This window comes from Bradyrhizobium sp. LTSP857 (assembly GCF_000938285.1).
Taxonomy (GTDB): Bacteria; Pseudomonadota; Alphaproteobacteria; order Rhizobiales; family Xanthobacteraceae; genus Bradyrhizobium.
The window spans coordinates 383,165-404,772 of sequence record NZ_JYMS01000049.1 but is presented as its reverse complement, the minus strand read 5'-3'; the positions used below and the strand labels follow the sequence as shown (position 1 = coordinate 404,772).

Below are 21,608 nucleotides of genomic sequence, written 5' to 3'. Positions count from 1 at the left end.
ATGCGCTATGGTTTACTTGCAATCGTCATGATCGGTGCCGCGACCCTCGGCGGCTGCGAAGGCGTGCTCGATCCCAAAGGGCCGATTGCGCTGGCCGAGCGGCAAATTTTGTTCAACGCACTTGGCATCATGCTGGCGATCGTGATCCCGGTGATCCTTGCGACACTTGGCTTTGCTTTCTGGTTTCGAGCATCCAATGAGCGTGCGCGCTATCGGCCAGATTTCACATATTCCGGACGTCTTGAGTTGCTGGTCTGGTCCATCCCCGGGATGACGGTGCTCCTGGTCGGCGGCGTCGCATGGATCGGCGCACACGACCTTGATCCGGGCAGGCCGATTAACTCAACGGTCAAGCCTGTCAACGTTCAGGTCGTCTCACTCGACTGGAAATGGCTGTTCATCTATCCAGAGCAGGGGATCGCGAGCGTCAACAAGCTGGTCGTGCCGGTTGGTACGCCGATCAGCTTCGAGCTGACCTCATCGAGCGTCATGAACAGCTTCTTCGTGCCTCAGCTCGGGAGCCAGATCTACACCATGTCAGGAATGGCGACGCGCCTCCACCTGCAGGCGGACCATGTCGGAACCTATCCAGGGATATCCGCCATGTTCAGCGGTGACGGCTTTCCAGACATGCACTTCACGGTCGATGCAGTGACAGACGACGGATTTGCGCAATGGGTTCGCCAGACCCGCGAAACCGGTTCGGTGCTCGATAAGCAGACTTACGCTGACCTGGTCAAGCCGAGCAAGGCGGTCGCGCCGTTCACCTATCGTGGCGTCGCCCCCGAGCTGTTCAGCAGCATCGTAAGCGCTGCCATGGGTGCCCAAGAATCCTCTCTATCAATTTGTTCAACGTCGCAGAGGGCAGAGCGATGAATCTCCTTGGCAAGCTCGATTGGAGCGCGATTCCCCTCCATGAGCCGATCATCATGGGTGCAACGGGCTTCATGGTCCTGGTCGTGGTGGTTGTCCTCGGATTCGTCACGGCGAAGGGAGCCTGGCTCTATCTGTGGCGCGAATGGCTCACCTCGGTCGACCACAAGCGGATAGGTGCCATGTATTGCATACTGGCGCTCATCATGATGTTGCGCGGCTTCAGCGATGCGATCATGATTCGCACGCAGCAGGCGATCGCAGCCGGCGGTGCCCAAGGTTATCTGCCGCCCGAGCATTTCAATCAGATTTTCTCGGCACACGGCACGATCATGATTTTGTTCATGGCAATGCCGTTCGTGGTAGGGCTCATGAACTTCGCGGTGCCCTTGCAACTTGGTGTTCGCGATGTCGCATTCCCTACGCTCAACTCCGTCAGCTTCTGGCTGACGGCCTCGGGCGCGTTGTTGGTCAACATTTCGCTGGCCGTCGGCGAGTTCTCAAAAGCCACCTGGTGGGGTTATCCTCCCCTGAGCGAAATGCAATATTCGCCCGGCGTCGGCGTCGACTACTATCTTTGGTCGTTGCAAATCTCCGGTATCGGCACCTTGCTGGCGGGTATCAACTTCGTCACAACAATCCTCAAACTGCGGGCGCCGGGGATGAGCTATATGCGGATGCCCGTCTTCTGCTGGACCGCGCTTGCCGCTAACCTGCTCATTGTCGCGGCCTTTCCGGTCCTGACCGCGACGCTCGCGATGCTGGCGCTCGATCGCTATCTCGGCTTTCACTTCTTCTCGCTCGAAGGCCAGGGTAATCAGATGCTGTACTCCAACCTGTTCTGGGTATGGGGGCACCCCGAAGTCTACATCCTGATCCTGCCCGCGTTCGGCGTATTCTCGGAAGTGATGGCGACCTTCTCCGGCAAGCCGTTGTTCGGCTATCGCTCGATGGTAGCCGCGACGATGGCCATCTGCGTCCTCTCCTTCCTTGTCTGGCTGCACCACTTTTTCACAATGGGTGCCAGTGCAAACGTCAACGGCTTCTTCGGCGTCATGAGCATGATCATCGCGTTGCCGACGGGCGCGAAAGTCTTCAACTGGCTGTTCACGATGTACGGCGGCCGGGTTCGGTTCTCGGTGCCGGTGCTGTGGTCGATTGGCTTCATCGTGACTTTCGTCATCGGCGGTATGACCGGCGTGCTCATGGCGGTGCCCCCGGCCGACTTCCAGCTGCACAACAGCGTGTTCCTGGTCGCGCACTTCCACAACGTCGCCATTGGCGGCGTCGTATTCGGCGTGATGGCGGGGTACAATTATTGGTTCCCCAAGGCATTCGGGTTCAAGCTCGACGAACGCTGGGGCAAAGCCTCGTTCTGGTGCTGGCTCGTCGGCTTCTATGTCGCCTTCATGCCGCTCTACGTGCTGGGTCTGATGGGCATGACCCGGCGCATGCAACACTACGACAATTTGTCCTGGCAGCCGTGGCTGATAGCAGCCGCATTCGGCACCGCTATCATCCTGGTCGGCGTCGTTTGCCAGATCGTGCAACTCGTTGTGTCGATCCGCAATCGCGAGGAGCTGCGCGACGTGACCGGTGATCCGTGGAACGGCCGCACGCTCGAATGGGCGACAGCGTCGCCGCCGCCGGCATGGAACTTTGCGTTCCAACCCAAGGTCGCCGGACTGGACGCGTTCTGGAGCAGCAAAGACCGGGCGCAAGCGACAAAGGGCGAGCCGACGCCGACGCGCAAATACGAGCCCGTCGAAATGCCGAAGAATAGCGCCACGGGCTTTGTTACCGCCTTCTTCGCAGTCGTCATCGGCTTTGCAATGATCTGGCACATTTGGTGGCTGGCCGGTGTCGGAGTGTTCGGCGCATTCATGACGTTGCTTGCCTTCTCATTCCGCCGGCACAACGAAATCGAGGTGCCAGCCGAGGAGATCGCCCGGTTCGTACGGGCCCACCAGGCAGGAGTTGCAGCATGAATATCGCCGTCGCAATTGATCAGATTCCGCAAGACGCACTGCCAAGTGCGAGCGAGGCGGGACCTGCTCCAAAGAGGATCGTGGTCGCCTATGGCTTCTGGATCTTCCTGCTCAGTGACATCATCATGTTTGCCGCGCTGTTCGCGAGCTACGCGGTCCTCGTGCGTTCGACGGCCGGCGGGCCGACCGGCGCCCAGCTATTCAATCAGAAGACGGTCGCGATCGAAACTGTTTGCCTTCTCGTTTCGAGCTACACCTGCGGAATGATGTCCTTGGCCGTCAATTCGCGCCGTTACCTCAGGACCTATTTAGGAGCTTTGATCACCTTCGCACTCGGAGCCACGTTTCTTAGTCTTGAGATCCGCGAGTTCCTGGGCATGATCGCCATCGGTGCTGCGCCGCAGCGGAGCGCGTTTCTGTCCGCATTCTTCACACTTGTCGGATGCCACGGGCTGCACGTCGCGCTCGGACTGATCTGGCTGGTCGTGATGATGGTGCAGGTGGCGGTATTCGGATTCGCCGCGAGGGTGCAGCATCGCCTGCTCTGCTTCTCTTTGTTCTGGCACGCACTCGACATCGTTTGGGTCGGGGTATTCACGGTGGTCTATCTGATGGGAGTGAGTTCATGACCGAAGCCCGACACGAACGTGCACCCGGAGACAGGCCGAGCCGCGAGATGGACGCATCGGCTCCATCCGAGTTTCTCGTCTACACGATCGGCCTGTTTGTGGCGCTTCTTCTCACTGCCACATCGTTCTGGACCGCAAACACGTCACTGCTCTGGCCGGGTGGCGTATTCCTCGGGCTCGCTGTCCTCGCCATTGCCCAAATGGGCATTCACCTGGTGTTTTTCCTGCACATCAGCAGCGGGCCGGAAAGCACCAACAACGTGCTGGCGCTCGCCTTTGGCGTTCTCATCGTAGTCGTCGTGATCGCTGGCACGATGTGGATCGTGGCAGATATGAACACCAACATGATGATGCCGTCGGGCGCGCCGATGAGCATGAGGATGCAGCATTGAAGGGCGTCGCAGGGATGCAGAGGTAGTTCGGTTGAACCGGTTTGTGCCAACGCCGGGTACGCAGAAACCACCACGTCATTACTCGTTTTTCCAAGCGTTGAGGTTGATACCAGCGCTAATGTTCTAGGTCGGAATGATGTGCCTGATACGGACTGCTGGCGGTGGGAACGAGAGATGCTGAAAGGATTCACCGCTCCTCGGTCGCCCAAGGGTATTGCGGCATTGGTCCCGTCGCCACCCTGGCACTTCGCGGGTGACGTGCTTGCGGTGGAATTCTGGAATGATCCCGATATATCGGCCCATATCCTTCCGGCGGGTGTGGAGCTTGATGAGCAATGTCGCGGCCATTCGGTTGCAGTTTTCACGGACTATCAGTTCACTGCGCAGAACGATGAGCATCTGGACCCGGCCAGATATCAGTGTCGCGGATTCAGCGTTCTCCTCGACGCGATTTGGAAGGGGACACCAATAGCGTGGTGTCCGTACTGTTATGTCGACAACGACGCCGCACTAATGAGAGGCTGGATTCAGGGATATCCGAGAAAGCTCGGCACTGTGCACCAGACGCGGACTTTTGCCGCTGCGAGCCTGGCTTCGGCGCCGCTGGTGCATGATGGGAGATTTTCTGCCTGCATGTCCGCTCACGGCCGTTTGCTGGTGCAGGCCGGCGTTACCTTGCGCGAGAGGGCCGAGCATCTTGGCGGCTTGCTCGATCGGCGGATTGTCGGACGGCGGTATTTTCCGCGGCTCTCCGCGGGCCTGCACGACAAGCCCGCGGTGGATGAGCTCGTTCGATGCGTTTCGGCCCACCCCCTGATCACGAACGTCTGGATCGGAGAGGGCGAGCTCAATTTTCCGGAAGCCTATGGCGAGGAGCTGGAAATGCTCGGGCCGCTCAAAGTAGGGCGCGGATACCGGTTCTCGTTTTCCTATTCCGTCACCGATATTGAGGTTTTGGCAGACCTGACCGCCTAGCAATCGACCGATGTCGACAGGTGTGTTCCGGATTGCGGCAGGAATCAACAAATCGACGCATTTCAATCAAATCCAGCGAGGCAGGTTCCGCTAGCCTCTGTGCCGAAAGCGATGCACTTAGGACACGGGAATGCTCAAGGGCTTTACAGTTCCGAAGTCGCCATTCGGCCAGGCCGCTCTAACGCCGCCGCCACCCTGGCACTACGCTGGCGATGCTGTCGGTATTGAGTTCTGGACCGACCCCGAGGCGACAGCTGCCACATTGCCGAGCGGTCTTTCCCCGGATCCGGAGTCGAACGGTCACGCGGTGATGATGTTCCTGGATTGGCAATTCACCGCCCAGGACGACGAATATCTTGAGCCGGCTCGTTATCAATATCGCGAGGCGTTTGTCCTGGTCGACGCGATGTATCGCGACGTGCCGGTCATGTGGTGTCCGTACATCTATGTCGACAACGACGCCGCGCTGGCGCGCGGTTGGACGCAGGGATTTCCGAAGAAGATGGGCAGCATCTTTCAGACACGCTCCTTTGTGGCCTCAGGGCTTGCCGCGGCGCCCATCGCGCCCGGCAGCCGATTTGGCGCCAGCCTTTCGGCTCATGGCCAGCGTCTTGCGGAGGCCTGCGTCACCTTGCGCAAGCCGGTCGAAGACGGATTGTCGCTGCTCACCCGCCCCACGGTCTTGCTGCGATACTTTCCGAGACTGGTGCCCGGATGCCAGGACAAGCCTGCGGTCGACGAGCTTGCGATGTCGGTCACCGACAATCTCACCGTCGCCGGCGCATGGATCGGGACGGGCGAGCTCAATTTTCCGGAAACGAATGGCGAAGAACTCCATGCGCTCGCGCCGAGGCGGATCGAGTCGGGATTCCGCTACTCGCTTTCCTACTCGATCAGCGATCTGAAGGTCCTGGAAGACCCTGGCTCGTAAGCGATCTATTTGGAAATAAAAGACTTTTCCCGATTTTCGAATGTTTGCCCAGCAACGGAGCATTTGCCCGCATTTAACTGTTCAGAACACTACTTAACAAGCCAAGACGCTCCCCTTGCTGCACTCTCTCGCCGGGCTGTCGGACTGATCGTCGAGGGAATGATAATGGCAGGACTTCCGGCTACCGCACCAGAATCGTCCTTGGCATCCGACCAACAGTTCAACCTGGTTGCGAACAGCCTGGCCACGCTGCTTGAAACGGCAAGGCGGGAGCTGGAACGTGATCGAGATGCGGCCAGAGTGTCGCTGGCGACCGCATCCCACATCCTGCAAGCGGAGATCGAGCGCTGCTCGGGCGCCAACGGCGCCACAAGGGGTGGTCTGGCGGCCTGGCAGATTCTGCGCGTGCGAGCTTATATCGACAGCAATCTGCACCGCACCATTCACATTCGGGATCTCAGTACGGTCGCACGTCGAAGCCCGGCGCACTTTTCCCGAAAGTTCAAACTGGCTATCGGGGAGTCGCCGCATGCTTACGTGGTGAGAAGGCGACTGGAGCGAGCCTGCCACCTGATGATGACCAGCGCGGCGTCACTGAGCGAGATAGCCTTGAGTGTGGGCTTCTCCGATCAAGCACACCTATGCCGGCTCTTCAGGCACGCCTTTGGTCAAAGCCCGGCCAACTGGCGACGCGAGCTCGGAATCCCCTGCGAGCTCACCCCGAGAGGCGACATGGACGAGCATATTCCATGAGCGGTCAGCAGGGGGCTGTCCTCAGCTTCGGCCCCTTCGAACTGTCGATCGCAAACCGGCTTCTGACAAACGACGCGAAAGTCGTGCCGCTCGGCGCGCGCGCCATGGATCTCCTCATCGTCCTGGTGGAGCAGGCAAACAAGGTCGTCGGCAGGAGAACCCTGATCGAACGCGTTTGGCCCGCGAGAGGAGCCGAACAGGTCAGCCTGCGCGTTCATATTTCAGCGCTCCGGAAGGCTCTTGATCAGAGCGACCCCGGCAGGCGATATATCGCGAACATACCCGGCCGGGGGTACAGCTTCGTCGTACCAGTCACCTCGCGTGCCTCGCAGGGGTCGGAGAATCCCAAGGCGCCTCCGAGGCCCCGAGTGCCTGCGCGCTTGATGCGAATGCTTGGGCGCGGAGACGCCGTGGCTGAGATCCTGGTGAAGCTGGCCGGGCAGAAGTTTGTCACGATCATCGGGCCTGGCGGCGTCGGCAAGACCACGGTGGCGGTCGCAGTTGCCCATGAAATGGGCGCAGCTTTCGACGGTCAGGTTCTTTTCATCGACCTGAGTGCGCTCGGCGACGCTTCACTCGTCGCGCCAGCCATCGCCACGTCACTCGGCATGTCGGTGCAAACAGACAATGTCGTACCTGCCCTGATCGATCGTTTGCAGGAAAGGCCAACGCTCGTCATTCTCGACTGTTGCGAGCATCTGATCGATGGAGCGTCGGCCGTTGCAGAAGAACTGATTCGCCGTGTCCCGACATTGCATTTGCTCGCGACCAGCCGGGAGGCCATGCGCGTTGAGGGCGAGCATGTCTACGAACTCGATGGGCTTGAATGCCCTCCGGAAGATAGCGATCTGTCAGCGCGGATCGCCTTGCAATACCCGTCGGTTCAGTTGTTGGCCGACCGCGTGCGGGCCGTGCGAAGCGACTTCGAGCTGACGGATGCGGATGCGCCGATTGCCGCGGGAATCTGCCGTCGGCTTGATGGTATTCCCTTGGCGGTCGAGCTCGCAGCCAGCAGGGTCGATATATTTGGCCTTGGCAAGACGGCAAGCCTGCTCGACGAACGACTGAACCTGTCATGGGTGGGGCGCAGAACCGCCCCGTCGAGGCACCAGACGTTGAACGCCACGTTGGAGTGGAGCTACGACCTGCTCGGGGAAGCCGAAAAGCGCATATTGAATCGGCTCAGCGTATTCTCCGGCGGATTTACGTTCGAGGCGGCGGTCGCCATTGTCGCCGATGAGACGGTGGATGAAGCAAGCGTATCGGATTGCGTCTGGGAGCTTCGTTCAAAGTCGATGATTGCGGTTCAGGGACAGGACGGCCGGCTGCGCTTGCTCGACCCCACGCGCGCGTTTGCCTTGCAGCGACTGGCCAGGAGCGATGAGCAGGACTTTTTTCGCCGTCGGCACGCCCTCTATTTTACCGACCTGTTCAGGCAGGGCGCCGCGATGGACATATCGGGCTGGTCCAGGGCGCTCGGGATCGAGGTCGATAATCTCAGAACTGCCCTGAATTGGGCGTTTTCTGCCACGGGCGATGCGAAAATCGGCGTTGAGCTCGCTGCGGCATCGGCCAGCGCCTGGATGGGCATGGCGCTGCTCACCGAATGCGTGGAATGGATGAGAAAGGCCATAAGCCATCTCGACGACATGAATTCGGGCACACGGCAGGAGATGGTCCTTCAGTCAGCCCTCGCCAGTTGCGTGATGTTCACGGGTGGCATGACGGAAAAATCATATGCGACGTGGGCCAAGGCGCTGCTTCTCGCCGAGGGTCTCAACGATATCGACTATCAGATGGATGCCGTGCTTGTGCTGTGGGCTCACGAGTTGCGCGTTCCCAACTATGCGGAAGCGATCAGGCTGGCGGACCGCGGCGGCGAGGTTTCGGAAGGAACGGGTCGTATCGGCGCCATCGCAACGGCCAATTATATGCGGGGTATAACCTACTACCACGCCGGGCGGATTACGGAGGCTCAGGGCCTGCTGGAATTGTCGCTGCATCGTGATGACGAGGCTGCGCGACAATTGCTGATCAAGCGGTTTGGCTATGATCGCAAGGTCGACAATTTGGCCGGTCTTGCGACCCTGGCGTGGTTGCGTGGCTCTCCGGATCAAGCCCGCAGGTTCAATCAGATGGCCGTCGCCGAGGCGCGCCAATCCAATCGGACCGTGAACCTTTGCGGTGCGCTGACCTTTGCGGGCCTCATCGCATATTTCACAAATCCGGATGACGGCGAAGCCGAGGCACTCGTGGACGAACTCGGCAGCCGTGCCGGGAAATACGCTCTGCACAACTACCAGGGCCTTGGTCTCGGCATGCAGGCGATCTACGAAATCAGGCGAGGAGCGCAAATCAGTGCAGCCTCCGCAATGCTCTATGCGGGTCTCGAGAAGCTGTCCGCAGCACGCTACGGAATTTTCGATTGGTTCTTGCAGGCGGAGTTTGCGATGTGCATGGCTCTCGTGGGCCGGCCGAGGGAAGGGCTTGACGTGTTCGAGCGTGCGAAGATCGATCTCGACGAAAGCTGATGGTATGGCCCGGAGCTGCACCGCATCAGGGGCGAACTGGCTCTGAGCAGCGGCGAAGGATTGGCGGTTGGCAGGCAATACTTTCAGCGGGCGTTCGAGCTTGCAAATAGGCAAGCGAGCCTGTCGTGGGCGCTTAGGGCCGCGACCAGCCTCGCCATTGCCGAAAAGTCGGCCGGGCGAAAGGAGGCCGCGTGGCGGATCTTGCAAGCCACTTGCGCGAAGTTTCGCGAGGATTTTGAGACCTGCGATCTACGGCTGGCCAAGCAGGTATTGGCCGTTTCACATTCGCACGATGGCGCCGCCAGCTCGATGCCGTGAGGCTTGTTGCTGATGGAGGTTTCGGCTAACACTTAATTGGGTGGGGTGCGTTTGCACGAGACTGACGGCGAATGGTGCAGCAACCAGATCGTCGACGGTCTTGGCGGAATGATTCATGTCGGTCCAACCAATTGGCTCATCGAGTGCAATCCGGCTTCGGTTTGGCCCATTCGAGCTGAATGTCGCCGAGCGCTCTCTCAGCAAGGCGAACCAGATCCTTCCACTTGGTGGCAGAGCCTACGACATCCTGATCGGCCTGCTCGAAAACGCTGGCGAGGTTGTCCCCAAGTCCGAACTGATCGCCAAGGCATGGCCCGACGTAACGGTCGAGGAAGGGAGTCTTCGCGTCCATCTATCGGCGCTGCGCAAGGCACTGGGTGATGGTCAGTTCGGTGACAAGTACATCGCGAATGTCCAGGGCCGCGGCTATAGCTTCATTGCGCCGGTCACGCGACTTCCAGCCGACCGCGACAGGGGTAGCGCATCTTCGGGATTGTCCAACCTGCCGCCGGCACTGGGCCGTATGGTTGGCCGCAGCAAGGTCGTCGCTGAGATTCAGCGTCTGCTCCAGACGGAACAGCGTCTGATTACAATTTTGGGTGCCGGGGGCATAGGCAAGACGACGGTTGCTCTGTCAGTCGGGCACGGGGCGCTGGCCGATTTCTCCGGGGCGGTATTCTTCGTCGATCTTTCAACGGCAAGCGACAATGAACAGGTCGTCGGCGCGGTCGCGTCCGCGGTCGGGCTCGCCCCGCAGCTGGTCGATCCAAAGGAGGCGTTGCTCAATTTTTTGCGCGCGCGCAGGGCGCTTGTCATTCTCGATAGTTGCGAGCATGTCATCGAGAGAGCCGCGGAGATCGTCAACTATATCTTCCGGAATGCCCCGGAAATCCACATACTGGCGACCAGCAGGGAAACCTTGCGCGTTCCCGGCGAAAGCGTACTTCGTCTTTGTCCACTGGACTGCCCGCCAGAGCAGCCGCGGCCAACCGCGTCTGAGGTGCTTGCCTATCCGGCAGCACGGTTGTTCGCCGAGCGCGTCAGTGCCCGCCGCGGCAGCTTTTCGCTGAGTGACGACGAAGCTCCCCTGGTTGCCGAGATTTGCCGGAAGCTCGACGGCATTGCGCTCGCCATCGAGCTCGCCGCCGGAAGAGCCGCCGTCTTCGGCGTCGGGAATACTGTGGCAAGGTTGGGTTCGCGCCTCGATCTTCTGAAGTTCGGCCGCCGAACGGCGAATCCGCGGCATCAGACGCTCAAGGCAACGCTGGACTGGAGCCACGATCACCTGTCAGAAGTCGAACGAATTGTGCTGCGGCGTGTCGCGATCTTCATCGGGCACTTTTCATTGGAAGCGGCGTGTGCGGTTGCAGAGCAGGAAGGAATCGACCGGTCCGAGATCGAGGGGGCGGTCGAAAACCTTGTCAACAAATCGCTGATCGTGGCGTGGCCCAGCTACCGGCGGATGCTTTACCGATTGCTCGACACCACGCGCTCCTATGCCTGGGAGAAATTGGCTGAGAGCGGTGAACATCATTCCATGGCGGCGCGCCACGCGAGCCATTTGAGCCGATCGTTGCAAGACAGCCGCGGGAATCTCTTCGACCTAGAGCCCGGACAATCCCTGGCAGACGCGACACAGCACAATCTTGGAGATATCCGTGCTGCGCTCGAATGGAGCTTTGGTCCCGATGGAAACGATGGCGCGGCCACACGAATGGCGGCCGCCGCCTCGCAATTGCTTCTGGCCAAGTCGCTTTTCATCGAGTGCCGGGATTGGATGGAGAAAGCGATCGATCGGATTGCTGCGGACGACGACCCGCGGGATCAGATGGAAATCCACGCTTCGCTCGCCTTGTCGCTGATGTTCACCGCCGGCAACAGTGAAAGGGTTCGCGATGCCTTCAATACGGCGTTGACGTTCGCGGAGCGGCGCGAGGATGCCTACCAGCAACTACGTCTTCTCAGCGGGCTGTCGATGTATCTGCATCGTACGATCGATGCGACCGGCAGTCTTGAAGTTGCGCTGCGTGCGGAGTCAGTCGCGAACAAGACCGGAAGTCCGGAAGATGCGGCGCTTGCGGATTCGATGCTCGGAGCTGCGTATTACATGCTTGCAGACCACGTCCGCGCGCCAAAATACCTCGAACGGGCGCTGCGTGGGGCGCCGGCTTCGCGACGGTTCAACGCAACTCAATATCTGTTTGATCTGCGCACGACGTCACTATTCAACCTGACCCGATCGCACTGGTTCGCCGGCAATCTGGATAGGGCCGCCAGTCATGCCAAAAGAGCCATCGAGGAGGCAGAGAGATCGGACCATCCGATCGCGCTGTGTCGAGCCCTGATTTTGACGATGCCTCTCTATTTCTGGATCGGCAACTTGGGACGGGTCGAACGGAACCTCTCTGCGCTCGAGCTCACCGCCGAGAAGTATTCGTTGGAGCCATTTCGCGCTGTCGCCATGGGACTTAGAGGGCGCTATCTGGTCCGTGTCGGCCGGACGGAGGATGGCATGTGTCATCTGCGGGACAGCTTGGAAAAGCTGCGGATCCTGCGATACGAGATGCTTGTTACGGATTTTGTCTCCGAATTGGCAGTCGGTCTCGCAAAACGGAACGAGCAAGCGGAGGCGATGGCTCTCATCGACGATTCGATCGCCACGCAGCTCGGATCGAAGAGGCCTCTTCACCTTCCGGCGCTGTTCCTGGCGAAAGGCGTGGCCCTTGTGTGCGGGGAATCCCAGCAGTGTGATCTGGCTGTGGAATGTTTCGAGGAGGCGATGACCCTGGCAGCGCAGCAATCTGCGCGTTCGTTCGAGCTGCGGGCAGGATTGGAGCTTGCGCGGCTCTGGATTGATCGGGGGCAAGTCCAACGAGCCCATGATCTCATCGGACCCATTTACGGCCGTTTCACGGAGGGTTTTGGAACGCCAGATCTCCTGTCGGCGAGGCAGATCCTCAAGCAGACGAGCGTTCGTACGCGACAAACCGGATGACGCGGCGAAGCTTCACTGCGTGGTGACGATGCCCAGGGTCTGTGCGCGTGATACGGCCTGTGCGCGCTTCTCCACGCCGAGCTTGGTGAAAACGCTCTTGAGGTGCGACTTCACGGTTTCAGGACCGATATCGAGGTTTCGGGCGATTTCCTTGTTGGATAATCCATCCGCGATCAGCGTGAGAATGTCAGTCTCGCGCCGGCTCAATGCGCTGAGAATCCGCGCACTCGAGCCCGGCGTCGAACGATGTTGTCGTGCTCGCTGTAGGCCGGCCGTGAGCCGGTCGACGTAGGAGATCAGATCCGCGTTGACGTGTCCGCCCTCGCGGGTCGCCCGGAGAAGCTCGGAAACGACTGGCCCCTCATCCAGGACGGTCTGATAAAGACCGGCCGCCGAACATGCGGCAAGCACGCGGCGGAAGCGGCTCACAGCCTCCGCGGCCTTGCCCGCACCGAGCTGAACTGCCGACTGGCGGATCGCAATGCAGATCAGGAACTGGCGGTGCTCCATTGCTTCTGCTTCGTGCTGCAATTGTTGCAGGATTGATATGGCCTCATCCGGGCGAGCTTGCTGGCCCAGCAGATGAGCGCGGGTCAATCTGTGGTACCATCCAATCTCCGACCAGGCGCTAGGCTTCGGTGCGGGGAATTTCCGCGCAAGGCTTTCCAGGCGATCGACGCATGCGGCGGCTTCATCCAGCCGGCCGTCGTTCAGGTAGAGCCGTGCCTGTTCTGCGATCACTCCGGCCGTGAGCCTTCCCCAATCCCGCGCGACGCCGAGATTTTCAGCGCGCTCCAACAGAGTGCGGGCCCGCTCGAAGTTCATCCGCGCAGCGGCGACCCGGGAGATCACGAAATAAGTGCTCCACACGCAGTCGAGCATCGTCCCCGAGTTGATCAGCGGGACGCGATCGATGACCCAGGCCTCCGCCTCGTCGAGCTGGCCTTGCTCGTACTTCATTCGCGCGATCAGGCTTGCGGGCAAGGCTGCCGCAACCGAATTCGGCCCGACATCCTGCTCGGCGATCCGAAAGCCCTCGCGGTAGTGCTGATCTGCCGCTGCCAGACGTATCTGCCGTTCCTCTGTAAGCCCGGTCAGGCAGTGTCGATACACCGAGGCGAATACGTTCCTGCGATCCTCCTCGACCGAATAGGGAATCCATGGCGTCGCATGGAATTGCTTGAGGTTGCCCGCCTTCATATGGCTGAAGCGCACGACGTTTGAGGCAACGTTCGCGGTCCAGGGATCGGATGAGCGGTTCACGCAATCCTGTGCCAGAGGTAGCGCGCTTTCGCTGTCATCCTTCAGCGCGATGGCAACTGAGCGGATCGCCTGGCATTCGCACAGCAAATTGCCGTCCGGCAGAGGCGTTGCAGCGATATCGCCTTCTATGTCGGCTGCGAGCTTCAGGGCCTCATCAAAACGAAGCGCGAGCGCCAATCCCCAGGCGATCGCCAATCGGACCTCGCACTGGCCTCGCATGAGTTCGTCGGGAAACTGGCGCTGCCATTCCAGCAACGTGAAGAGATCGCCTCTCTTGATCAAGGCCATCGCGCAATTGTTGATCCAGCCGATTGCACGATCGGAAGCGCCGGCTGCAATCGCGTGCTGGACTGCCTCGGTCCACAATTCGTGGGACGCGTACCAAAGGGCCGCACGCCCGTGCAGTTCAGGAACTTCGATGCCGCGGTCCGCCTCCAGCCGCTGTCTCAGATATTCAGCAAGCAGCGGGTGATAGCGAAACCAGACACCATCGCTGTCGAGCGGCGTGAGCAGCATTTGGCGCTGGGCAAGCGATGCCAGGATCGTGCGGCTCGCGCTCAAACCTGTTACGGCCTCGCAGAGAGGACCAGAGAGCCGATCCAGAATGGCTGTTCGCAGCATGAAGTCGACCAATTCGACCGGAAGCCCATCCAGCATCTCGGTCAGGTAGGCGGCAATTGGACGCTGCGAACCCGAGAGATTGTGAACATACTCCTTCAGCCCGGATCCGGACTGCGAAGGCATGGATGAGATAATTCGCAGCGCGGCGGGCCACCCTTCGGTCTTGCGCTGCAAGAGTTGGACGTCGGGGAATTCCAGAGCCCCGGGTTTGGTGCTGTCCAGAAACGCCTTTGTCTCCTGCATATCGAACCGCAGGGCTTCGGCATCGATCTCGATCAGCTGGTTCTGGGCGCGCAAGGTTGCGAGCGGCAGGGGAGGCTCGATCCGCGTCGTCAGCACCACATGGCAGTGGGATGGTGCGTGCTTGAGAAAATACGCGACGGTCTGATGGATGCGAGAGGCGCTGATCCAGTGATAGTCCTCGAGAAACAGATAAACGTCATCCTCGATCTCCGCCAGATCGTTGATCAGGCTCGACAGGATCGCTGTCGGGTCGATCAAATTGTTCTCGAGGATCAGCCCAATCGCGCCGGCGCCGACGTCCGGACAGGCCTGGTGCAGGGCTTGCGAGACGTAGAACAGAAACCGTGTGGCCTCGTCATCGTCCGAATCGACTGTCAGCCACGCAACGGCATTACCGTCTTGCTCGAGCGTCTCGACCCAAGTGGATGCCAGTGAGCTTTTGCCGAAGCCCGCCGGCGCCTTGATGACGGCAAGTCGTTTGGCCGGGAATTCGGACATGATGGCGAGCAGCCGGGGACGTGCGACCAGGCCGCCGAATCGTGCCGGCAAGATCTTGGTTGCGAGGAATGGCAGCTGTCCTCCCCCGAGCAGGATGCCCGTTCCATCTGTCAAATGGCTGGAGTGCGGCTGGATCAACGGCTCCCCCTATCAACGTCGGTCCTCCCCCCATTCGGGGGATGCAAACAATGATGGAAGTGTACGATCTCTGTTAGCGAGAGGGAAGCGCCGGACATCGTCGGTTGTATGCAGCTCGCATGCCGGTCGCCGCGTGCTGATCCCTTCAGGTCCGCGCGTGGAGCCGAAAGCAAGCCAATGTCCATCAAGAACGCACGCTTGGGTTTCGCGCGAATCATTGAACATCCAGGAAAAACACCCCAAGCCCGTGCCAAGAGCTATGGCTGACAATCAGCTTCGTGGAAATCTGCTGTTTGGTCCCTTTGAACTTTCGAGTGGGGAGAGGGTACTTCGGCGCGATGGCGTGGCGCTGTCTCTCGGCAGCAAGGCCCTCGACATCCTGATCTACCTTGTCGAGCGTCCGGGGCAGGTGGTCGCAATGCAGGAGTTGATCGATCACGTCTGGCCGGACGTGACGGTCGAGGGCGGGAGCATCCGGGTTCACGTGGCCGCCATCCGCAAGGCGCTTGGTGACGGCCAGTTCGGCAGCCGCTACATCGCAAACATCAAGGGACGTGGCTACTCGTTCGTCGGTGCGGTGGTCCCGCCCGGAGGTGACGCGGAAAGCGGGAACGCCAGGTCCTGGCACCAAGGCAGGCTTCCGGTGCGACCGATCATGATGATCGGACGCGAGACGGTCGTCACGGAGGTCAGCGACAAGCTTCGAAATGACCGGTTCGTAACGCTGCTCGGCCCCGGTGGCATCGGCAAGACGACCATTGCCTTGGCCGTCGGCCGCGCCGTCGCCGAGAGGTTTGGCAGCGAGATCTATTTTGTCGATCTGGAAAGCCTCACCGATCCGCACCATGTTGCTGCGGCGGTCGCGACTTCCCTGGGACTTGCACTCAAATCGAAAGATCCCGGCCTGGAGCTGGTCGACCTCATCCGGTCGCGGAAACTTCTTATCATACTCGATAGCTGCGAGCATGTGATCGAGGCGGTCGCCTCGCTTGCCGAGCAACTCTACCAGCAAACGGAAGAGATCCACATTCTGACCACGAGCCGGGAATTATTGAAGGTCGAGGGTGAGCATTGCTGCCGGGTTCTCCCACTTGATTTTCCACCAGAAGGCTCGGAGCAAACTGCAAATGCGGTGCTGCGATATCCGGCGGTGCAGCTGTTCGTACGGCGTGTGGCCGCGAGAGCAGGTAGCGTCCTTCTCACCGACAAGGAGGTGCCATTCGTCGCGGAAATGTGTCGAAAGCTGGATGGGATTCCGTTGGCAATCGAATTGGCAGCGGGGCAGGTCGCCGCCCTTGGCCTCAAGAGCACGGTCGACCTCCTGGTGTCCCGGCTGGAATTGCTGAAACTAAGCCATCGGACGACAATTGCCAGACATCGAACGCTCAAGGCGACGTTGGATTGGAGCTACGATCTGCTGTCGGACGCAGAGAGGATTGTCTTTCGACGCATCGCTCCTTTCGTCGGCCATTTCAGCCTGGACGGCACGCGGTCTGTCGCTGGCGAACCAAGCATGGGAGCCGAGGAAATCTTCGACGCGGTCGCGGGCCTGGTCGAGAAGTCGTTGATAGCAACCCGGATCGATACCGCGCAGGCACAATATCGGCTGCCGAACACGACCCGGGCGTACGCACTCGCAAAACTGGAGGAGCACGCCGAAGTCGATATTGTCTTCCACCGTCATGCAGAATACCTGGCAGGACACCTCGAATCGCTGAGGGAGGCTCTATCAGACCTGCCAGGCGCTGAAAGAGGTGCGGCCTATTCTGACCAATTGAGCAACGTCCGTGCGGCGCTCGAATGGAGCTTTGGGCCGAACGGCGATGCCGAGACAGCAACGCGACTGGCCGCCGCTTCCACGCAGGTGTTTTTGGAGCTGTCACTGCTGATCGAATGCCAGGCATGGGCGGAACGCGCGATGGCAAGCCTGGGAAATCCGCATCGAGACTCCCGCCGCGCGATGGAAATTTCTGCATCGATACCGCTGGCCATGATGCACACGGAAGGTAACGATCAACGCGTCAGGACCGCCTTTGTGAAGGCGCTGGAGATTGCGATCGGGCAGGGAGATCTCCGCTACGAGCTGAGGATTTTGAGCGGACTGTTCACGTATTCGCACTGGACCATGGACATTCGGGGTGCGACCGACATCGCCGTCCGGAGCAAGAAACTGGCGTTGAGGACGGGGGATCACGACGACATGGCGCTGGCGGAAGCAATGCTGGCGGCCTCCGAACATCTGTCGGGAAATCACCTCGCCGCACAACTGCATTGCGAATCGGGCCTCCGGCATCTGGCGTCCGGACCACGTTCTCGAACGGAACTTTATCTTTTTCATTATACGAGCTTCCTGCTCGTCGGTATGGCACGTTGTCTCCTGTACAGGGGCTTGCTCGACCAATCGCTGGACTATGCAAGGCGCGCCAGAGAGGAAGGCAAGAGGTCAGCCAACCCCGCCACCTTTTGCCGATCCGTGGCTTTGGTCCTTCCAGTGTTTCTGGCCATGGCCGACCTGAGGCAATCGGACCAATACATAAGTGAACTGAGTGAACTCTCCGCCGCGCATTCCCTGATGCCGTATCGCGCCATAGCGACAGGCCTGAAGGGTCAGTTGTTGCTCCTTCAAGGCAATCGTATCGAAGCGATTCAGTTGCTGAGGCGAGCCCTGGAAGAGCTTCACGTCCAGCGTCACGAGATGCTGAATATGGATTTCACCTGCGATCTGGCCGCGGCTCTCCTGGACCTCGGTGAGCATGACGAAGCGCTGACCCTCGCGATGCATGCAATCGCGCAACAGCTGCGCGCCGGCAAATTGTTGCACATGCCGGCCCTGTTCAGGATGAAAGGGCTCATCCTGGCGTCCCGATCTGCGGAGGATCATGTCGAGGCCGAAGAGAGCCTGCTGTCGGCAATCGACTGGGCGAAACGGCAGTCAGCCACCCTGTTCGAATTGACAGCTGCGACGGACCTGGCCGGGCTGTTGCTGAAACAGGATCGCGTGCCGGAAGCTTACGAATATCTCAGCGCGAGCCTTGATCGAATGCCGGCGGGAATTTCATTTCCTGCTCGCGGCCGTGCCCTGCACATGCTCGGCCAACTCCAATCCGGAACCGACGGCGTCGGCTGAAAGGTGCGCCATCCCGCAGCCGTGCGCTGTCTGCGCAGGCGGGTTCAAGTCCTCGCATTCAGATCCAAGCCCCGACAGTGCAGTTGGGTGCACGCTGTGGGCAGAAAAGGTCACAGCCAGGGTTGAATGTCATGGGCAAGCTGGTCGCGGATATCATTGTCGAAACCCTGCAAAGTGCGGGCGTCAAACATTGTTATGGCATCGTCGGCGACACTCTCAATCTGATCGCCCGCTCGCTCGAGAAAAGCGAGATCGAGTGGATATCGATGAGGCACGAGGAGGCGGGAGCGTTCGCCGCGCAGGCGGAGGCGCAGGTCGCAGATCGCCTGACGGCGGTCGCCGGCAGCTGTGGCCCCGGAAGCCTGCATTTCATTAACGGAATTTTCGAGGCCAATCGCAACCGTGCGCCCGTCATCCTGATCGCAAGTCAGATCATTCGCGACGAATTGGGCTTCGACTTCATCCAGGAGGTCGACTTCAAGCAGGTCTACAGAGATTGCAGCGTCTTCTGCGACATGATCCATACCCCGGAACAGGCGCGCCGGAAGACCGTGATCGCCTGCCAAACGGCTCTGGCGAAACGTGGTGTTGCCGTTCTGATCGTGCCGGCGGATATCTCTGCCTCGGTTGTGGATGACAACATCCCTTATGCCGTGCACGTCGCCAGGCCCGTCACCCGGCCGAACGATGCGGATCTTGATGAGATCGCAGACATCCTCAACAGCAGCGAAAACGTCGTCCTGTACGGTGGTTCGGGTTGCCAGGGGGCGCATCAGGAGATTCTCGCGGTCGCCAACAGGCTGAAGGCGCCGATCGCGCATACGTCGCGGGCAAAAGACTTCCTCGAATTTGACAATCCCTACAACATTGGAATGACCGGGATGCTCGGCAACGAGGCCGGCTACCACGCCCTGCTGGACTGCGACGCGCTGTTGATGCTGGGCGCAGACTTTGCCTGGCGGCAATTTTATCCGGACAAAGCAAAGATCGTGCAGGTCGATATCGACCCGACCCATCTGGGTCGACGTCATCCGATCACGAAGGGCGTTGTCGGCGATGTGAAGGCGACGCTGGAGGCGTTGCTACCGAAGCTCAATGAGCGCACCGACGCCTCGTTCCGAAGCGCGTATGTGAAGCGCTACGCGAAGTATCGGGAAGCGGAGCAGGCCAAGGTGGCTGCGGGTCACGATGGCACTATTCCCGGAAGCTATCTGACGCAGGTGATCAACCGCCATGCGGCAAAGGATGCGTTGTTCACGGCCGACGACGGCACCCCGGCCGCCTGGGCCTATCGCCATATCGAGGCAAACGGTCAGCGTCGCATTTTCGCCAGTCTGCTCCATGGAACGATGGCCAACGGCATGCCGTCGTCGATTGGGCTCCAGAAGGCGGAACCCGGCCGGCAAGTCGTGTGCATGGCAGGCGACGGCGGGATCTCGATGCTGTTCGGCGACCTGATGACGGTCGTCCAACAGGAGTTGCCCATCAAGATTGCCGTCTATGACAACGGCAAGCTTGGCTTTGTGGAGATCGAGCAGAAGGCGGAGGGCATGCTCGATACTTTTACGAAGCTGAAGAACCCGAATTTCGCCGGCGTTGCGCGTACGCTGGGTCTGTGGGGCCAGACCGTTTCGCACGCGGACCAGCTCGAGACCGCGGTCAAGGACTGGCTGGCGCAACCGGGGCCCGCACTTCTGCACGTGCATGTCAACCCGATGCAGCTCGTCATGCCGCCATTCATGCAGGTCGAACCTGCAATCGGGATGGCGCTTTATTCCGCGCGTGCCGTCCTGCACGGCCGTGGTGGAGACGTCTGGGAGATGGTGAAGGAGAATTTCCTCTAGTCGAGGTCGCTGTCCCTCAGCGGCAGTGTGGCACGCCACACTGCACGAGAGTGGCCAAGCATTGCCGTCATGGGTCGATCGAGATTGCCAAAATTCCCGGAGCCATCGGCCTTGCCCATGGCAAGGTATTTTGCCGTTGTCGGCGGCGCTCTCGTCGTTCTTCTGCTGAACTTCCATCCAACATGCGCACGTTTGTACAATACGAGCAGGCATGGGCAGTTATGCTCGGGCGATCACGTCGAAATGCCGGGGCAGGCTCCAGACGCCGTAAACCGAGACGTTGCGCGGGCAAATCGTCGGCGGAAGAGATGGGCAAAGCTTCGGTGCATTGACGATGAAGATTCTCGCGACGCTCCCGACGAAGGGCCGGGATTTCCGGTTGGACCTGTTCCGAGGTGTGGCAAATTGGGGAATCTTCCTCGATCATATCCCCAACAACATCGTGAACTGGCTGACGACGCGGAACTACGGCTTCAGCGATGCGGCGGATCTCTTCATCTTTATCTCCGGCTACACGGTCTCCTTTGTCTTTGCACGGATGATGCTCGAACGCGGGTTTATCATCGGCGCGACGAGGCTTCTGAAGCGGGTCTGGCAGATCTACGTCGCCCACGTTTTCCTTTTCGTGCTCTATCTCGCTGAAATCGGATATGTCGCACAGAGGTCCGGTAACTCCGGTTTCACCGATGACTTCAACATTCGGGGCTTCCTGGCAAATCCTGCGCAGTACCTGTTCGAGGGGCTGATACTGCGCTTCAAGCCGGTGAACATGGATGTGCTGCCGCTTTACATCGTGCTGATGGGCGTCTTCCCGCCGATGCTCTGGCTGATGCTGCGCAGGCCCAACATGACCCTGGCCGCTTCGGGGGTGCTCTATTTGGCAGCTAGGCGCTTCGGCTGGAATCTTTCGGCCTATCCAACTGGCCTCTGGTACTTCAATCCATTCGCATGGCAATTTCTGTTCACGTTCGGGGCCTGGTTTGCGCTCGGTGGATCGGCGCAGGCAATGCCGTTCATCCGGTCGCGTACCGCGTTGGTGCTCGGCACCGCCTACCTTCTGTTCGCTCTGGTGATGACAATGGCCGCCCGGTTCGACGAACTGCGGTCACTGATCCCGCCGGAGATCTACAGCGCCTTCAATCCGAACGATAAGACCAACCTCGCGCCTTATCGCTTGCTGCACTTCGTGGTGTTCGCGTTCTTTGTCGTTCGTCTGCTGCCACGCGATTGGCCTGGGCTGGAATGGGCGATCTTTCGGCCAGCAATCAAATGCGGTCAGCAATCGCTTGAAGTGTTTTGCGCCGGAATATTCCTTTCGTTCGCCGCACATGTCGTGTTGGTCGATTTCTCCGGCGCCATCTGGATGCAGATTGTGGTCAGCATTGCCGGCATCCTGATGATGACCGCGCTGGCATACTACCGATCCTGGTCGAAGAACGCTGACAAAGCATCGAAAGCCAAGCCTGTCGTCGCAGTGGCAGGCTGAGAT

The 21,608-nt window shown here is 60.0% G+C and carries 14 protein-coding genes; 13 read left to right on the top strand and 1 reads right to left on the bottom strand.

Annotated elements, in window-relative coordinates:
• The 9 genes from cyoA (at window position 1) to UP06_RS35220 (ending at window position 12,385) form a co-directional block, all read left to right on the top strand.
• Window positions 1-876 carry a ubiquinol oxidase subunit II gene (gene cyoA / locus UP06_RS35265; protein WP_082081836.1) on the top strand — a complete coding sequence of 292 codons (876 nt, stop codon included), beginning with the start codon at window positions 1-3 and terminating at the stop codon, window positions 874-876.
• Window positions 873-2,861, top strand: coding sequence for a cytochrome o ubiquinol oxidase subunit I (gene cyoB, locus UP06_RS35260; protein ID WP_045008280.1), 1,989 nt, complete (start codon window positions 873-875; stop codon window positions 2,859-2,861). Before cyoA ends, cyoB begins: the two co-directional genes overlap by 4 nt.
• Window positions 2,858-3,490 (top strand): cytochrome o ubiquinol oxidase subunit III, encoded by a 633-nt coding sequence (cyoC, locus tag UP06_RS35255; protein ID WP_045008279.1) that lies wholly within the window; start codon window positions 2,858-2,860, stop codon window positions 3,488-3,490. The genes cyoB and cyoC overlap by 4 nt, the downstream gene beginning before the upstream one ends.
• Complete coding sequence (gene cyoD / locus UP06_RS35250; protein ID WP_045008278.1) at window positions 3,487-3,882, top strand: cytochrome o ubiquinol oxidase subunit IV; 396 nt, start codon at window positions 3,487-3,489, stop codon at window positions 3,880-3,882. The genes cyoC and cyoD overlap by 4 nt, the downstream gene beginning before the upstream one ends.
• Before the next feature lie 174 nt (window positions 3,883-4,056).
• Window positions 4,057-4,857: an acetoacetate decarboxylase family protein gene (locus UP06_RS35245; protein ID WP_045008277.1), complete on the top strand. Its 801-nt coding sequence runs from the start codon at window positions 4,057-4,059 to the stop codon at window positions 4,855-4,857.
• A gap of 130 nt (window positions 4,858-4,987) precedes the next feature.
• Window positions 4,988-5,788, top strand: a complete 801-nt coding sequence (locus UP06_RS35240) for an acetoacetate decarboxylase family protein (RefSeq protein ID WP_045008276.1) — start codon at window positions 4,988-4,990, stop codon at window positions 5,786-5,788.
• A gap of 165 nt (window positions 5,789-5,953) precedes the next feature.
• Window positions 5,954-6,541, top strand: a complete 588-nt coding sequence (locus tag UP06_RS35235; RefSeq protein ID WP_063778880.1) for a helix-turn-helix domain-containing protein — start codon at window positions 5,954-5,956, stop codon at window positions 6,539-6,541.
• A complete protein-coding gene (locus UP06_RS35230; protein ID WP_045008274.1) occupies window positions 6,538-9,072 on the top strand; it encodes an ATP-binding protein in 2,535 nt (844 codons plus the stop codon). The genes UP06_RS35235 and UP06_RS35230 overlap by 4 nt, the downstream gene beginning before the upstream one ends.
• A 433-nt stretch (window positions 9,073-9,505) precedes the next feature.
• Window positions 9,506-12,385: an ATP-binding protein gene (locus UP06_RS35220; RefSeq protein ID WP_045008272.1), complete on the top strand. Its 2,880-nt coding sequence runs from the start codon at window positions 9,506-9,508 to the stop codon at window positions 12,383-12,385.
• Window positions 12,386-12,397: 12 nt separating this feature from the next.
• Here UP06_RS35220 and UP06_RS35215 read toward each other — a convergent pair whose 3' ends face one another.
• Window positions 12,398-14,611: a winged helix-turn-helix domain-containing protein gene (locus UP06_RS35215; RefSeq protein ID WP_197087455.1), complete on the bottom strand. Its 2,214-nt coding sequence runs from the start codon at window positions 14,609-14,611 to the stop codon at window positions 12,398-12,400.
• A gap of 18 nt (window positions 14,612-14,629) precedes the next feature.
• Between UP06_RS35215 and UP06_RS41775 the strand changes: the two genes are divergently transcribed.
• The 4 genes from UP06_RS41775 (at window position 14,630) to UP06_RS35200 (ending at window position 21,605) form a co-directional block, all read left to right on the top strand.
• On the top strand, window positions 14,630-14,947 hold the full coding sequence (locus UP06_RS41775) for a hypothetical protein (protein ID WP_197087454.1): 318 nt from the start codon (window positions 14,630-14,632) through the stop codon (window positions 14,945-14,947).
• Between the two features lie 460 nt (window positions 14,948-15,407).
• The gene (locus UP06_RS35210; RefSeq protein WP_050032541.1) at window positions 15,408-18,275 is read left to right on the top strand and encodes an ATP-binding protein; all 2,868 of its coding nucleotides are present in this window, start codon (window positions 15,408-15,410) and stop codon (window positions 18,273-18,275) included.
• 131 nt (window positions 18,276-18,406) lie between these two features.
• Window positions 18,407-20,119 (top strand): thiamine pyrophosphate-dependent enzyme, encoded by a 1,713-nt coding sequence (locus UP06_RS35205; RefSeq protein ID WP_045008271.1) that lies wholly within the window; start codon window positions 18,407-18,409, stop codon window positions 20,117-20,119.
• Between the two features lie 334 nt (window positions 20,120-20,453).
• Window positions 20,454-21,605, top strand: coding sequence for an OpgC domain-containing protein (locus UP06_RS35200; protein ID WP_045008270.1), 1,152 nt, complete (start codon window positions 20,454-20,456; stop codon window positions 21,603-21,605).
• Window positions 21,606-21,608: the final 3 nt, after the last annotated feature.

Excerpts from the sequence above, each read along its gene's own strand:
- cyoA (WP_082081836.1), top strand. The coding sequence starts at position 1 with ATGCGCTATGGTTTACTTGCAATCGTCATGATCGGTGCCGCGACCCTC.
- cyoB (WP_045008280.1), top strand. The coding sequence starts at position 873 with ATGAATCTCCTTGGCAAGCTCGATTGGAGCGCGATTCCCCTCCATGAG.
- cyoC (WP_045008279.1), top strand. The coding sequence starts at position 2,858 with ATGAATATCGCCGTCGCAATTGATCAGATTCCGCAAGACGCACTGCCA.
- cyoD (WP_045008278.1), top strand. The coding sequence starts at position 3,487 with ATGACCGAAGCCCGACACGAACGTGCACCCGGAGACAGGCCGAGCCGC.
- UP06_RS35245 (WP_045008277.1), top strand. The coding sequence starts at position 4,057 with ATGCTGAAAGGATTCACCGCTCCTCGGTCGCCCAAGGGTATTGCGGCA.
- UP06_RS35240 (WP_045008276.1), top strand. The coding sequence starts at position 4,988 with ATGCTCAAGGGCTTTACAGTTCCGAAGTCGCCATTCGGCCAGGCCGCT.
- UP06_RS35235 (WP_063778880.1), top strand. The coding sequence starts at position 5,954 with ATGGCAGGACTTCCGGCTACCGCACCAGAATCGTCCTTGGCATCCGAC.
- UP06_RS35230 (WP_045008274.1), top strand. The coding sequence starts at position 6,538 with ATGAGCGGTCAGCAGGGGGCTGTCCTCAGCTTCGGCCCCTTCGAACTG.
- UP06_RS35220 (WP_045008272.1), top strand. The coding sequence starts at position 9,506 with ATGTCGGTCCAACCAATTGGCTCATCGAGTGCAATCCGGCTTCGGTTT.
- UP06_RS35210 (WP_050032541.1), top strand. The coding sequence starts at position 15,408 with ATGGCTGACAATCAGCTTCGTGGAAATCTGCTGTTTGGTCCCTTTGAA.
- UP06_RS35205 (WP_045008271.1), top strand. The coding sequence starts at position 18,407 with ATGGGCAAGCTGGTCGCGGATATCATTGTCGAAACCCTGCAAAGTGCG.
- UP06_RS35200 (WP_045008270.1), top strand. The coding sequence starts at position 20,454 with ATGAAGATTCTCGCGACGCTCCCGACGAAGGGCCGGGATTTCCGGTTG.